This window comes from Roseateles sp. P5_D6 (assembly GCF_054049415.1).
Map to the genome: position 1 here is coordinate 301,935 of NZ_JBFUMK010000001.1, position 14,848 is coordinate 316,782.

A 14,848-nucleotide genomic window follows, 5' to 3' on the forward strand; every position below is an offset into this window, starting at 1 on the left:
ATTTTAGAGATTGGCCTGGGACGGGCTGCGCAGCTGCGCAATCCAGTCGCTGTTGCCGAAAGTTTGCATCCAGACGGGCAGCGCCGAAGCGGGCATGGCTGCGGCAATGCCGTTGCCCTGGCCGAGGCGGCAGCCCAGGCGCAACAGCTCGCGCGCATGGGCGCGGCTCTCGACACCCTTGGCCAGCACGGCACAACCGATATTGCGCGCCAGGCCGATGACGCTCTCGACGAGCGACAGGTCCTGGGCATCGCCCAGCATGCCCTGCACATAGCTACGGTCGAGTTTGAGGGTGTCCACAGGCAGGCGCTTGAGTGAACTGAGCCGCGAGTAGCCGGCGCCGAAGTCGTCCAGCGCGATGCCAATGCCCAGGCTCAGGCAGCGCTGGATGAGGGCTTGGGTGGCGACCGTCTCGACCAGTGCGTCGGACTCCAGCACGTCCAGGTGCAGCAGATGGGCGACCTCAGGCGACTGGCGCTGGATGAGTTCCTGCAGGCGCTGCGGGAAGTCGTGGCGGCGCAGCTGCCGGGCGCCGACGTTGACGCTGACCGGCAGACCCTTACCATCGTTGACACCGGCGCGCAGCCAGGCCATCGCCTGCGCCAGGGCCTGCTCGATGACCCAGTCGCCGATCTGCACGGCCAGGCCGGTCGCCTCGACCAGCGGCAGGAAATGCGCCGGTGCGAGCAGGCCGCGCTCGGGGTGCTGCCAGCGCAGCAGGGCTTCCACACCCATGACCTGGCCGCTGCGCAGATCGATCTGCGGCTGGTAGTGCAGCAGCAGTTCATTGCTGTCCAGGGCGCGTTGGAGTCGCGCGACGGCAATCATGCCGGCCTCATCGCGCTGGTCCAGCGTCGGGTCATGGAACTGGATGCCGCCGCGGCCTGCATGCTTGGCGCGGTAGAGGGCGTGGCCGGCGTGGCGCAGCAGCGTTTCCGGGTCGGCGTCGTCCTGGGGATAGAGGGTGGCGCCCATGCTGGCGCCGATTTCAATGGCCAGGCCGTTGCCGACACGGTTCTCGCGGATGGCGACCGGCGTGGACAGCACCGCCAGTAGGCGGTCGGCGGCGCGCTGGGCCTCTTCGGGCGTCTGCACGCGCATCAGCACGGCGAACTCGTCGCCATGCAGCCGGGCCAGCTGGTCGGCGGTATCTGGCGCGGCGCCACGCGAGCCGCGCAATGTGGCTTGCAATCGGCCGCTGAGTTGAAGCAGCACGGAATCCGCGACAAGCTGGCCGTGCTCCGCATTGACGCGGGCGAAGTCGTCGAGGTCGATGAGGCCGACAACGAGCCTGAAGCCGTCGCGGTTGGCCGCGACCAGGGCCAGCTGCAGCCGCCGCATGAACTCGTCGCGGTTGGGCAGGCCGGTGGCGACGTCAAAGCGCAGGCTGCGGCGCAGCAGGTCCTGCTGGCGCAGGCTCTCGCCGAGGTCGGTCAGGCTGAGTAGCCGCCACCTCGGGCTGACGCCGTCGGGCTCCGGCACGGGGCTGAGTTTGGCCGAGAAGACGTGTCGGCCGCCGTCCTCAAGCTCGGCCTGCAACTGGCCGCTCCATGACAGGCCATCATTCAGCGCTGTCTGCAGCTCGGCGGTCTCGTGGCCACTGCGCTGCAGATTGGCGATGCTCAGCGGTGTGGCCGGCCGGCCGACGAGAGCCTCGCGCGGTGCATGCAGGATGTCGCAATAGGCTGAGTTGACCTCGACGACGCGCCACTGCGTGTCGATGACAGCCAGACCCTCGCTGGCCTGCTGGAAGAGGGTGGCCGACATGCGCTCGCGTTCCTCGGCCGTGTGGCGCCAGCTGACATCCGCCAGCGTTGCGATGAGACCACGCGCGCGGCCCTGGCGGTCGCGCAGCGGGACATGGGCCTGCAGCTCATGCCAGCGCCAGTCGCCGCCGTCGGCCGCCAGCCGCAGCGACACACCCAGTTGGTTGAGCTGCGGGTCGGCCAGCAGCTCGCGCAGCGCACGGCGCACCGGTTCGCGGTCGCGCGGGTGAGCCAGGCGTACCCAGTCCAGCGGCGCAGTGCCGGCTGCGGTGCCGTCGACGGGCGTCGTCAGGGCCTGCCAGCGCGCCGACGCATGGCGGCGACCCTCGGGCAGGCGCCACTCGGCCAGGGCCAGGCCCTGGGCATCCAGGGCGCTGCGCCAGCCGTCCCGGTCGCGCAACTGGTGGTGGCTCAGCGCGATAAGGACCAGTGGCAGCAAGGCGAAGCCAGCGCCCAAGGCATAGGAGAGCAGGGCCGGCGGCGCGCTGAGTGCCCACAGACCCAGCAGGCCGGCACCCAGCATGGCATTGGCGCGAGGCGAGGCTTGCAGGGCATGCAGACAGAGGAGCAGATGTGGCAACAGCAGCGCGGCGCCGGCCTCCGGCAGCCAGATCAGGGCCGCCTGGGCAAGAACGGCCGCTGTGGCCAGCATGCGGGCGGCCCAGCGGCCGCCGCGGCGCGGGCGTTGGGTGCTGGCCTGCAGGCAGGTACCGGCGCAGAGCAGCCCAAAGCCCCAGGCGGCCGCGAGTTCCAGCGCGCCACCAAGCGCGCCGCTTCGGGTCAGTCCCGCGGCCATCGAGGCTGCCAGTGCGAACAGGCCAGCCAGTACCGGTGCGGCCAGTCCACCCAGCAGGCCGAAAAGAAGGACTTCGCGGCGACCAGTGAGCCGGCCCGTCAGGCGCAGCCGGCGCATCAGCGTGCGATTCAAAGCGATCGCGAGCAGGGGCAGGGCCAGCGCCGTGAGCACGGGTGCCGAGATCAGCAGGTCCAGTGCTGCTGCCGGATCCGCGGGCGAGCGCGCCAGCAAGGGCAGCCCGGCGCCCAGCAGCAAGCCCGCCATGACCAGCGGCAGCACCCAGGCGCTCAGCCGCCATAGCGTCAGCAGGCCCAGAGCCGCCAGCAGCATGGGCACCAGCAGGTCCTGCGCTGGCATGGCCGCAGCGGGCTGGGGAATGCGCAGCAGAGGCGGCAGTGCATCGGCGGCGAGCCCCCAGGCGGTAACCAGGCCGCCCCCCAGGCCGGCCAGCGCGGCCAGGCCGACGCGGCGCAGACGGCGCCAGCCGCGGCGGCGGTCATGGATGCGGCGCGGGCCAGGTGGCAGGGTCGTGGAGGGCGGCGCCTGGACGCTCAGGTCTGGGGCGTGTTCGTCGGATTCCGGGTGGCCGGAATGCAGATCCATGGCCGGGGCCTCAGGCCGATACCTGGGTCAGCGCGCGCACGCAGGGCGCTGGCCAGGTGAATGGGTGGCAAAAATCCGGCATCGCCGCAATCTCGTCGCCGCCATAGCGCGACGATCCCTGGGAAAACCCCAGGCACAGGGTCGCTGGCAGCGTGACGAAAGGCATGGCGCAGTTTAGGCGGGACCTGCACCAAAAAGGAAAAGGGCCATCCCGTAGATGGATGGCCCTGGTCGGTCGCGCCAGCGGGCGCCGGCAGCGGGAATCTGTTCAAACCCCGCAGTCAAATCGCCGGCGTATGCCGGGCAATTGGCCTGCAGGAATTGCCGGTCAGACGGAGAAATCGGTCAGCTTGGCACCGCCTGCAACGGCAGCCTTGAGCCATTTGGGCTGCAGGCCCCGGCCACTCCAGGTTTCACCGGTGGCCTGGTTGCGATACTTGGCGGCCACCTTGGACACCTTGGCCGGCTTGGGCGTGCGCGTGCTGAGGTCGGCCACCGTCAGGCCATATTCGCTCATCAGGGATTTCACCTTGGCCACCGCTTCGCTGCGTTCGCGGTCCTTGGTTTGGCTGATCTGTTGATCAAGTGCCTCGCGCTGGGCCAGGAGTTCTTTCAGAGTGGACATGCTGCTATTCCTCTTGCGATTTGAGCGGGGAGACTCGCGACATTGACCGCCGCGGCCCCGGAGCCTTGGGGCCGATTGACCGCGAGTATCTCCGTAGGCGAATTAAATCCCGACGGGCAGCATAAATGCAAGAGTTTTCGTTGGTCGGTTGCGACGAGTTTCTTGCTGGTTCGGGCTATTTGCCGATTTGGCGGGGCCGGCCGGCGTTCTGCTGCGACGGCAGCCTTGCAAAACTGAAAGAGAAAAGGCCGGCGACTTGCGTCCCGGCCCTGCACATATGCGGTGATTTGCGCTTATTCGTTGGCCGGCGGCACGTAGCCGGCCACTTGTTCCGCACCGGTACCAAAGAAATTGTTGGTGGCTGCATCACCTGCGCTGCGCGCAGATGAGCATCCCCCACAGTTTTTCACCTGAGCTGCGCTCAGGCCGATGGCGGTACATAGCCCGCCACCGCTTCGGCACCTGTGCCGAAGAAAAACTGTTCAGCTTGGCGCATCAGGTATTGGCGGGCACGCTGGTCGGCGAGGTTGAGGCGGTTTTCATTGACTAGCATGGTCTGATGCTTCATCCAGGCCGCCCAAGCTTCCTTGCTGACGCTTTCCCACACCTTCTTGCCGAGTTCGGTATGAGCCGGGTAGGGCGGGAAGTCCAGCCCTTCGGCTTCCTTCTTCAGATAGGCACATTGAACGGTGCGGGGCATGGCGGACTCCTACAAACACGAGAAATGAGAAACGGCCGGCACTTTAGCGCGGCGGCCGTTTGGGCGAACCCGGCGGGGCTTAGTTGAATCGTTTGACCAGCACCAGCGAGCGCCGGTCCCAGTTGTATTTGCGCTTGCGCTCTTCGGGCAGCCATTCCGGGTCCACCTGCTGGAAACCGCGCTTGATGAACCAATGCATGGTGCGCGTCGTCAGCACGAAGATGCTGTCCAGGCCCTGGGCCTTGGCGCGCTGCTCGATTCTTTTCAACAGGCGGTCGCCGTCGCCCTGACCTTGTACTTCGGCGGAGACGGTCAGTGCGGCCATCTCGGCGGTGCGCGCCTCGACATAGGGGTAAAGGGCGGCGCAGCCGAAGATGACGCCGTCGTGCTCGATGACGGTGTAGAGCTCGGCGTCGCGCTCGATCTCGGTCCGGCTGCGCTTGACGAGGGTGCCGTCGCGCTCGAAGGGCTCGATGAGCTGGATGATGCCGGCCACGTCGTCGGCGCTGGCCTCGCGCAAGCTCTCCAGCTTCTCGTCGACGACCATGGTGCCGATGCCGTCATGGGTGTAGACCTCCTGCAGCAGCGCGCCATCCACCGCGAACGGGATGATGTGCGAGCGCTCGACGCCGGCACGGCAGGCCTCGGCGCAATGGCGCAGGTAGAAGGCGACATCGGTCGGCTGGGGCGCCGGGCCGGCCTTGGCCAGCATGCGGTCGGCGTCGGCCACGGCCAGCTCGGTATCGATGGGGCTGTCCGGGTCGTCCGGGTTCTCGGGCACGCCGTCGACCTCGCAGACGAACAGCAGCTTGTCGGCCTGTAGCGCGATGGCTGTGGACGTGGCCACGTCCTCCATCGACAGATTGAAAGCCTCGCCCGTGGGCGAGAAGCCGAAGGGCGACAGCAGCACGATGGCGCCAATGTCCATGGCGCGCTGGATGGCTGCGGCGTCGACCTTGCGCACCAGGCCTGAATGCTGGAAGTCCACGCCGTCGACGATGCCGACCGGCCGGGCGGTCAGGAAATTGCCGGAGACGACGCGCACCGTCGCATTGGCCATCGGCGTGTTGGGCAAGCCCTGGCTGAAGGCCGCCTCGATCTCGAAACGCAGCTGGCCGGCGGCCTCCTGGGCGCAATCCAGGGCCACGGCGTCGGTGATGCGGCGGCCATGGCTGAAGCGGGGCGTCTGGCCCTTGGCAGCGAGTTGCTCGTTGACCTGGGGCCGAAAGCCGTGCACCAGGACGATCTTGATGCCCATGGCATGCAGGATGGCCAGGTCCTGCACGAAGGCATTGAGCTTGCCTGCCGCGATCAGCTCGCCCGGCATGCCGACGACGAAGGTCTCGCCGCGGTAGGCATGGATATACGGCGCCACGGCGCGGAACCAGGGCACGAAGGTGTGGGGAAAGACAAGACCGGTCATGGGCCGAATTGTCGCCCGTGACGCGGGTCACTTGACGCTGTCATGTTCGGCTCCGACGATGGCCGCCCCACCACCCGGAGACCGCGATGAAGGACTATCAAGACGTCTACATGACCCCCGGCGCCTTCAGCTGGAATGAGTTGGGCACGCCCAACCCCAAGGCCGCCTGCGAGTACTACGGCAGCCTGTTTGGCTGGACCTTTGACACGATGAACATGGGCCAGGGCGATTACCACGTCATCAAGGTCGGTGACGTCGCTGTCGGTGGCGTCATGACGCCGCCGGCACCCGGCCCGGCCATGTGGGGTGCCTATGTCACGGTCGAGTCCTGCGACGCGACCGTCGAGAAGGCCAAAAGCCTCGGCGGTACGGTCTGCGCCGGCCCCTTCGACATTCCGACGATCGGCCGCATGGCCGTGTTGCAAGACCCGCAGGGCGCCGTGATCCAGGTCATCAGCTACTTCCCGCGCAGCGAATAAAGCGCTTGCGGGACAATCCCGCCGCAATGACAGCTCCGAATCCCGAGAGCCGGCCCGTGAAGCCGGCTCTCTCCATTTCATTCCCTGAATCCCTGCCGGTCTCCGCGCGGCGCGATGAGATCGCCGCGGCGATGGCCGAGCACCAGGTCGTCATCGTCTGTGGCGAGACCGGCTCCGGCAAGACCACCCAGCTGCCCAAGATCGCGCTGGCGATGGGGCGTGGGCGCATCAACGGCGGCGGCCTGATCGGCCACACCCAGCCGCGGCGCATTGCCGCCAGCAGCGTCGCCAAGCGCATCGCCGAGGAGCTGAAGACGCCGCTGGGCGACGTGGTGGGCTACAAGGTCCGCTTCCAGGACCGCCTCACCAAGACCGCATCGGTCAAGCTGATGACGGACGGCATCCTGCTGGCCGAGACGCAGAGCGACCCGCTGCTGCGCGCCTACGACACCCTCATCATCGACGAGGCCCACGAGCGCAGCCTCAACATCGACTTCCTGCTCGGCTATCTGCGTGAGCTATTGCCGCGCCGGCCCGACCTGAAGATCGTCGTCACGTCGGCCACCATTGACGCGGACCGGTTTGCGCGGCATTTCGAGTCGAGCAAAGGTCCCGCGCCGGTGCTGACGGTGTCGGGGCGACTATTCCCGGTCGAGCAGCGCTACCGGCCCTTCGAGGAAAGCCGCGAGTACGACCTGAACAACGCGATCACCGACGCGGTGGACGAACTGTGGCGCGAGGGCGGCGGCGACGTGCTGGTCTTCCTGCCCGGCGAGCGCGAGATCCGCGAGGCGGCCGAGGCGCTGCGCAAGCACCACCCGCCGGGGGTGGAGGTGCTGCCGCTGTTCGCGCGGCTGTCGCAGGCCGAGCAGGACAAGGTCTTCGAGCCGCATGGCCAGCGCCGCATCGTGCTGGCCACCAATGTGGCCGAAACCTCGCTCACAGTGCCGGGCATCCGCTACGTCATCGACCCTGGCCTGGCGCGGGTGAAGCGCTACAGCTACCGCAACAAGGTCGAGCAGTTGCTGATCGAGCCGGTCAGTCAGGCGGCTTCGAATCAGCGCGCGGGCCGCTGCGGCCGCGTGTCCAACGGCATCTGCATTCGCCTGTACAGCGAGAAGGAATTCAACGAGCGGCCCAAGTTCACCGACCCCGAGATCCTGCGCAGCAGCCTGGCCGGCGTCATTCTGCGCATGAAGGCGCTGCACCTGGGCGAGGTCGAGCGCTTCCCCTTCCTGGAGCCGCCGCGCCCTAAGGCGATTGCCGACGGCTATCAGCTGCTGGCGGAGCTGGGCGCCACCGACGACAACAACGAGCTGACACCGCTGGGCAAGGAACTGTCGCGCCTGCCGCTGGACCCGCGCGTGGGCCGCATGATCCTGGAGGCCAAGAACCGCGAGGCGCTGTCCGAGGTGCTGGTCATCGCGTCGGCGCTCAGCGGCCAGGACGTGCGCGACCGGCCGATGGAAGCCGCCCAGGCCGCGGACGAAAAGCACAAGAAGTTCGACGACGAAAAGAGCGAGTTCAGTGGCTATCTGAAGTTGTGGAAGTGGCTGGAGGAATCGAAGGGTGGCGGCACCGAGCACAAGCTCAGCAACCGCCGCCATGAGCAGCTGCTGCGCGAGAACTTCATCTCGCCGCGCCGCGTGCGCGAGTGGCGCGACGTCTACTCGCAGCTCCACACCGTCATTGCCGAGCACGGCTGGCGGCTGAACCAGAGCCCCGCCACCTACGAGCAGCTGCACCTGTCCATGCTGGCCGGGCTGCTCGGCAACATCGGCCAGAAAAGCGACGACGAGGACTGGTATCTCGGCGCGCGCGGCATCAAGTTCTACCGCCACCCTGGCGCCCACCTGAGCAAGAAGCCGGGCCGCTGGATCGTGGCCGCCGAGCTGGTCGACACCTCGCGCCTGTACGGCCGCGGCATCGCCAACATCGAGCCACAGTGGCTGCCGCCCATCGCCGGCCATCTGATCAAGACCCAGCTGCTGGAGCCGCACTGGGAGAAGAAGGCTGCCGAGGTCGTGGCGCTCGAGCGCGCGACGCTCTACGGCATCGTGCTGTACAGCAACAAGCGCGTGAACTTCGGCCGCGTGGACCCGAAGGCGGCGCGCGAGATCTTCATCCGCGAGGGCCTGGTCAATGACGACCTGCCGGATGACCTCGTGCGGCAGCTGCCCTTCCTGGCCCACAACCGACGCCAGATTGCCAAGGTCGAGGCGCTGGAGCACAAGTCGCGCCGCCAGGACGTGCTGGTCGACGACGAGCTGATCTACGCCTTCTACGACGACAAGCTGCCGGCGAACGTGTTCTCCGGCGCGACGCTGCTGAAGTGGTGGCGCGAGGCCAGCAAGAGCGACGACAAGCTGCTGCAGCTCAGCCAGGACGAGCTGATGCGCCACGAGGCGGCGGGTGTCACGAGCGAGGCCTTCCCCAAGGTCATCCGCCTGGGCGGCGTGGACTGCGCGGCGACCTATCTGCACCAGCCCGGCGACGCCCGCGATGGCCTGACGGTGACCGTGCCCATCTTTGCGCTCAACCAGGTCAGCGAGGAACGCGCCGAATGGCTGGTGCCGGGCATGCTGGCGCAAAAGGTGACGGCGCTGCTGAAGAGCCTGCACCAGAAACCGCGCGCGCGGCTGACGCCGCTGCCGGATTTCGTCGCCGAGTTCATCGAGCTGCAGCCGTTCTGCCAGGGTGGACTGGTGGACACGCTGCTCAGGGCCGTGAAGGACCGCAGCCAGATCGCCGTGCAGCGCAACGACTTCAAGCTGGAGCAATTGGCACCCCACCTGTTCATGAACTTCCGCGTCGTCGACGAGCATGGCCGCCAGCTCGGTCAGGGCCGCCAACTGGCGGCGCTAAAGGCGGAGCTGGGCGGGCAGGCGAGGTCGGCCTTCCAGGCGCTGGCGGCATTGAAGCTACCCGCCGCGGAACCTGCTCCGAAGCCGCAACCCGAACGCGGCATCCGCGCCGAGATCGTCAAGCCCGCGGCACCCGTGCGCGATGCCGCTCAGGCCTATACGGACTGGACTTTCGGCGAGCTGCCCGAGCTGCTTGAAGTCCGCAAGGGTGGCCAGACGCTGATCGGCTTCCCGGCGCTGATCGACAAGGGCGCCCACGTCGAGATCGAGGTCTTCGACGAACCCGAGGTCGCTGCCGCGAAGCACCGCGCCGGCCTGCGCCGGCTGATCGCACTGCAGCTCAAGGAACCTTTGAAGTTCCTGGAAAAGAACATTCCCGACCTGCAACGCATGTCCGTGCTCTACATGGGCCTGGGTACGGCCGAGGACCTGCGTGACCAGATCATCGGCGTGGCCCTGGACCGCGCCTTCCTGGCCGACCCTCTGCCGACCGATCCGATCAGCTTCAAGAAGCGCATTGAAGAAGGCCGCAGCCGCCTGAATCTCATTGCGCAGGAAGTGGCCCGCGCTGCGCATGCCGTGCTGCAGGAGCTGGCCAATGCGAGTCGCAAACTGAAAGACTCTCGGCCAGCCAAGGATGTCGGCGATGACATCACTGCGCAGTTGCAGCGCCTGGTGCCCAAGCGCTTTGCGCTGGACACGCCCTGGGCCCAGCTGCAGCACCTGCCGCGCTACCTGAAGGCCATCACCGCGCGCTTGGACAAGCTGCGCGCCGACCCGGACCGCGACGCCAAACTGATGAGCGAGGTCAAGCCGCTGGAGCAGCGCTACACGCGCCGCATGGCAGAGCTGAAGGGTGTTCGCGACGCGAGGCTCGACGACTTCCGCTGGCAACTGGAGGAACTGCGGGTGAGCCTGTTCGCGCAGGAACTGCGCACACCGCAACCCGTCAGCGTGAAGAGGCTGGACAAGGTTTGGTCTCAGCTGACAGGCTGAGATCGAACCTTGCGGCGCAGACTCACTTGCCGCAGGCAAGTTATGTCACAGCCACAAAGTCTGGAGTCAGCTCACAGCCTGAAGCCGGATTGCGGCGACGGCCTACGCATCAGGCGCAATGCCGGTGTAAAACGGACACGATCCGGGCCAAGATGTGAGCTGATGCACGCAAGACCTGGACTGCCAGGGAATTCCGTCGCATTTCGACGCTTGCCTGCAAGCTGGACCCTCCTGGCCTGGAGTCCAATGCAGGAACACCATCTGTTACACCCCGCCCACGTCTGCCGTGCCTGATTCCAGTTCCAGCCCCGCCGCCCCACCGCCGAAGAGCTTTGGCCGCTTTGAGCTGCGCGCGTTGCTGTCCAAGAGCGCCCGCAGCCTGATCTGGGGCGTCTTCGACCCCCGCCACGGCCAGGAGCTGATGCTCTGCATGCCGCGTGACAAGCCCAACAGCGCGGCCGCGCTGGAGCATTGGCTGCGCATGGCCCAAGGTGCCGAGCGGGTGCAGCACCCCAACCTGGCACGTCCGTTCGAGATCGGCCAGATCGAGAACTGGCCTTATGTGGCCTACGACCGCGCCCTGGGCGAGACGCTGGACGAGCGCCTCGCGCGCCAGAACGCGCCCCTGCCCATCGACGCGGCCGGCTGGATTGCCCAGTTGCTCGAAGGCCTGGCCTTCGCCCATGAGGCCGGCCACGCCCACCGCGACATCCAGACCGCCAGCCTCGTCATCGACGCCGGCGACAAGGTGCGCCTCATTGGCCTGGAAGTCGCGCAGGAGGTCTTCCCGGCCACGGTGGATTTCAACGCCGTGACGCGCCGTGCGGTGCGCGAGTCGGCCGAGGAGGACGTGCTCTGTGTCGGTCTGCTGCTCAACCGCATCCTCAGCGGCAAGCCCGTGCTGGAGGAGAACGACCTGCAGCACGTCGTGCAGCAGATGCAGCCCCTCGGGCGTGAAATGGTGCGCCTGGGCTGGGAGACGCCTCACCCTATCGCCGACCCGCTGCGCGCCATCTGCAACCGGGCGACCGAGCGCCAGTTGCGCCAGCGCTACCACCTTGCGCGCAGCTTCTGGCGTGCACTGGACGGCTGGCGCACGTCGGCGGCGCACGACAGCGGCGGCCCCGTCGCATTGCTGATGGACAAGCTGCAGCGCATCGGCCACCTGCCGACGACGATGACCGGCTTGCACCGCTTCACGGGCGGTTCAGGCCTGGAGTCTCAGCATGCCAGTGCGCTGTCCGAATTCGTGCTGAAGGACATGGCCCTGAGCCTGGAGCTGGTGCGCCGCGTGAACAACGCGCTCAGGCAGAGCGGCCACCACGGCGAAACGGTGCTGAACATGCAGCGCGCCATCCAGATGCTGGGCCTGGACGGCGTGCAGCTCGCGGCCAACGCGCTCAAGCCCTGGCCGGGGCCGCTGGCGCCGATGGCTGCCGAGATGCTGCGCCAGCTGATGGCCCGCGTCACCAAGGCTGCCCAGGTCGCGCAGGCGCTGCGCCCGGCGGGCTATGACGGTGAAGTCGTGCACCTGATCACGGTCATGCAGAACCTGGGCCGCCTGCTGCTGCAATACCACTTCCCGGATGACGCCCAGCAGATCCGCCAGCTGATGGTGCCGCCCGAGCCCACCGAAGAGCAGCCCAACCCGCCCGCGATGAGCGAGCAGGCGGCGGCCTACGCCGTGCTGGGCTGCGACCTGGACGCCATGGGCGCCGCGGTGGCGCGGCACTGGGGCCTGGGTGACGAGTTGCTGCAGATGATCCGCCGCCAGCCGCTGGACGGCGCCGTGCATCCGGCGCGCAGCGATGCCGATGCCATCCGCCTGACCTGCAGCTTTGCCAACGAACTGATCGACGCCCTCGGCCTGCCCGAGGCGCGCCGCCGCCCGGCGCTGGAAGCCGCGACGCGGCGCTATGCCAAGGCGCTGGGTGTCGGCCTGCGCGAGGTCATGGAAGCCTTGAACCCGGGCGCGCACAAGCCGCCTGCGACCGCGCCGGCCGACGATGGCGCGCCGTCGTCCTCGCTGCGCGAACGTCTGTCCGCCCGCGGCGGCTCCTGAGCTGGATTCATGGCCGACGACGACCTGCCCCCCCAACTCGGTCGCTTCCGTCTGCTGCAGCGCCTGGGCGAGGGCGCGCAGGCCACGGTCTGGCTGGCCCACGACCCGTTGCTGGACCGCGAGGTCGCCGTCAAGCTGCTGAAGGCCCAATTTGCCGATTCCAGCGAGCCCGGCACCCTCGACGAGTGGCTGCACGAGGCCCGCGCCGTCAGCCGGCTGACCCACCCGAACATCGTGCCGGTCTTCGAGGCCGACGCCCAGGGTGGGCGTTCCTATCTCGTCTTCGAATACGTGTCCGGCGGCACGCTCAGCCAGCGCCTGCGCGCCGGCCCCCGCCCGACGGCGGCCGAGGCCGTCACCCTCATGCTGGGCATCCTGGACGGCCTCACCGCAGCGCACGCCGCCGGCCTCGTGCACCGCGACCTCAAGCCCAGCAACATCCTGCTCGACGCTCGCGGGCGGCCGCGCGTGATGGACTTCGGCATCGCGGCGCGGGTTTCGACCGACACCAACGCACCGTCACGCATCGTCGGTACGCCGGGCTATATCTCACCCGAGGCCGCGCGCGGTGCGCCACCGCATCCGCAGATGGACGTGTTCGCTGCGGCCATCATGCTGGCCGAGATGCTGAGCGGCCAGCGCCTCAACCACGACCCCGATCCCTGGCGCACCATCCAGCGCGTGCAGACCACCGACCTCATGCTGCCCTCGGGCCTGGACAGCAGCGTGGATGACGCCTTGCGCGCCATCGTTCAGCGCGGCCTGGCGCGCGAGCCATCGGCGCGCTGGCCGAGTGCGGCCCTGCTGCGCGACGCACTGGCCGCCTGGCTGCGCCCTGTCGCCGAGCCCGACGCCGAGGCCCAGGACGCGCCGGTGCTGGACTTTCTGCTGCGCCGCATGCGCCACAAGAGCGATTTCCCGGCGCTGTCCGACGCCATTCAACGCATCCAGCGCCTGACGCAGTCCGAGAACGAAAGCCTGGCCAGCCTGTCCAACGAGATCCTGAAGGACGTGGCGCTGACGCAAAAGCTGCTGCGCCTGGTCAACACGGCCCAGTACCGGCACGCCGGTGGTGGCGGCATCAGCACGGTGTCGCGCGCGGTGGCCCTGATCGGCTTTGCCGGCATCCGCAACCTGGCGCTGAGCCTGGTGCTGCTGGAGCGCATGGAGAACAAGGGCCACGCCAAGCGGCTGCGCGAGGACTATCTGCGCTCGCTGATGGCGGCGTCGCTGGCGCGCGAACTCTGCCCCAACCCGCGTGAGGCCGAGGAGGCCTTTCTCGGCGCGATGTTCCATCACCTCGGCCGCTCGCTGACCGAGTTCTATTTTCCCGAAGAGGCCGACGCCGTGCGCCGCCTTGTCAGCCCGACTGAGGACGGCCAGCCCGCCATCAGCGAGGCCGCCGCGTCGGCTCAGGTGCTGGGCATGAGCTACGAGGCCCTGGGCCTGGGCGTGGCCCGGCAATGGGGCCTGCCCGACAGCCTGCAGCGCGCCATGCGCCGCCCGGTGGGCGAGGCGCCGCAGCGCCTGCTGGAAGACGGTACCGAGCGCCAGCGCTGGCTGGCCCGCGCCAGCAACGACATGGCCGACCTGATCCTGAACACGCCGCCCGAGCAGGCGCACGCCAAGCTGCGTGCCATGGCCCAGCGCCATTCGCGCGCCCTGGGGCTCAGCGCAGAAACCTTCGAGAAGGCCGCGGACACGGCGCGCCAGCACCTCGCGCAGATGACCGAGGCGCTGGAGCTGCACCTGCCCAAGGACTCGCGTGCGCAGCGCTTGCTCGCGCCGTTGACGCCCTCGGCGCACGACTCGCTGACAGCGCACGAACTCGCGCCCACCCAGGTGCTGGAGCGCACCCAGGACCAGCGCGCGGTTTCGCCCGCCGATCAGGCCACGCAGTTGTTGGCCGCCGGCGTGCAGGACATCACCGACGCCATGGTCGAGCAATTCCAGCTCAATGCCGTGCTGCGCATGATCCTGGAGACCATCTATCGCGCGCTGGGCTTTCGACGTGTCCTGTTCTGCCTGCGCGATGCGCGCGGCCAGGCCCTCACCGGGCGGCTCGGTGTGGGAGCCGATGTGGAGCGCCTTGCGCCGCTGCTGCGCATCGACCTGACGGCCCAGCCGCTGGACCTGTTCGCCGCCGTCTGCCTGAAGGGCGCCGACACGCTGATCCAGGATGCGCGTGCCGCCAACATCGCCCCGCGGCTGCCGAGCTGGTTCCGTGGCGAATTGCAGGCGCAGAGCTTCCTGCTGCTGCCGCTCATGCTGAAGGGTTCGCCCCTGGGGCTCATCTACGCCGACCACGCTCTGGCCGGCGCCGTGCAACTGGGCGAGAAGGAACTCTCCTTGCTGCGCACCCTGCGCAACCAGGCCGTGATGGCCTTCCGCCAAGCCACTGGCTGAGGCGCGTGCGGCCCTAACGCCGCTGTAGGGCAAATCCCACACCGCTTGAGGCCCCACGCTGACCGGTGCCGCACCGGCCCTCCGACTGGGGCCGGGCCCTCCGTCGCGAATACTCGTTAGGCATCCTG

Annotated in this window: 8 protein-coding genes; 4 read left to right on the forward strand and 4 right to left on the reverse strand. The window is 68.2% G+C overall.

Annotated elements, in window-relative coordinates; translation table 11 throughout:
- Positions 1–3: 3 nt before the first annotated feature.
- The 4 genes from ACXJKM_RS01320 to argA form a co-directional block, all read right to left on the reverse strand.
- On the reverse strand, positions 4–3,165 hold the full coding sequence (locus ACXJKM_RS01320) for an EAL domain-containing protein (protein WP_457349741.1): 3,162 nt from the start codon (positions 3,163–3,165) through the stop codon (positions 4–6).
- Between the two features lie 328 nt (positions 3,166–3,493).
- Entirely contained in the window at positions 3,494–3,790 is a 297-nt protein-coding gene (locus ACXJKM_RS01325; RefSeq protein ID WP_056198055.1) for an H-NS histone family protein, read from the reverse strand.
- A 421-nt stretch (positions 3,791–4,211) separates the two neighbouring features.
- Positions 4,212–4,490 (reverse strand): oxidative damage protection protein, encoded by a 279-nt coding sequence (locus tag ACXJKM_RS01330; protein WP_056198054.1) that lies wholly within the window; start codon positions 4,488–4,490, stop codon positions 4,212–4,214.
- A 79-nt stretch (positions 4,491–4,569) separates the two neighbouring features.
- The gene (gene argA / locus ACXJKM_RS01335; protein ID WP_056198052.1) at positions 4,570–5,913 is read right to left on the reverse strand and encodes an amino-acid N-acetyltransferase; all 1,344 of its coding nucleotides are present in this window, start codon (positions 5,911–5,913) and stop codon (positions 4,570–4,572) included.
- Between the two features lie 86 nt (positions 5,914–5,999).
- Between argA and ACXJKM_RS01340 the strand changes: the two genes are divergently transcribed.
- The 4 genes from ACXJKM_RS01340 (at position 6,000) to ACXJKM_RS01355 (ending at position 14,720) form a co-directional block, all read left to right on the forward strand.
- Positions 6,000–6,392 carry a VOC family protein gene (locus ACXJKM_RS01340; protein WP_056198050.1) on the forward strand — a complete coding sequence of 131 codons (393 nt, stop codon included), beginning with the start codon at positions 6,000–6,002 and terminating at the stop codon, positions 6,390–6,392.
- A 26-nt stretch (positions 6,393–6,418) separates the two neighbouring features.
- Complete coding sequence (hrpA, locus tag ACXJKM_RS01345) at positions 6,419–10,252, forward strand: ATP-dependent RNA helicase HrpA (RefSeq protein ID WP_457349744.1); 3,834 nt, start codon at positions 6,419–6,421, stop codon at positions 10,250–10,252.
- A gap of 286 nt (positions 10,253–10,538) precedes the next feature.
- Positions 10,539–12,314, forward strand: coding sequence for an HDOD domain-containing protein (locus ACXJKM_RS01350; protein ID WP_457349746.1), 1,776 nt, complete (start codon positions 10,539–10,541; stop codon positions 12,312–12,314).
- Between the two features lie 9 nt (positions 12,315–12,323).
- Positions 12,324–14,720 carry a serine/threonine protein kinase gene (locus ACXJKM_RS01355; RefSeq protein WP_056198045.1) on the forward strand — a complete coding sequence of 799 codons (2,397 nt, stop codon included), beginning with the start codon at positions 12,324–12,326 and terminating at the stop codon, positions 14,718–14,720.
- Positions 14,721–14,848 lie beyond the last annotated feature (128 nt).

Excerpts from the sequence above, each read along its gene's own strand:
- ACXJKM_RS01320 (WP_457349741.1), bottom strand. The coding sequence starts at position 3,165 with ATGGATCTGCATTCCGGCCACCCGGAATCCGACGAACACGCCCCAGAC.
- ACXJKM_RS01325 (WP_056198055.1), bottom strand. The coding sequence starts at position 3,790 with ATGTCCACTCTGAAAGAACTCCTGGCCCAGCGCGAGGCACTTGATCAA.
- ACXJKM_RS01330 (WP_056198054.1), bottom strand. The coding sequence starts at position 4,490 with ATGCCCCGCACCGTTCAATGTGCCTATCTGAAGAAGGAAGCCGAAGGG.
- argA (WP_056198052.1), bottom strand. The coding sequence starts at position 5,913 with ATGACCGGTCTTGTCTTTCCCCACACCTTCGTGCCCTGGTTCCGCGCC.
- ACXJKM_RS01340 (WP_056198050.1), top strand. The coding sequence starts at position 6,000 with ATGAAGGACTATCAAGACGTCTACATGACCCCCGGCGCCTTCAGCTGG.
- hrpA (WP_457349744.1), top strand. The coding sequence starts at position 6,419 with ATGACAGCTCCGAATCCCGAGAGCCGGCCCGTGAAGCCGGCTCTCTCC.
- ACXJKM_RS01355 (WP_056198045.1), top strand. The coding sequence starts at position 12,324 with ATGGCCGACGACGACCTGCCCCCCCAACTCGGTCGCTTCCGTCTGCTG.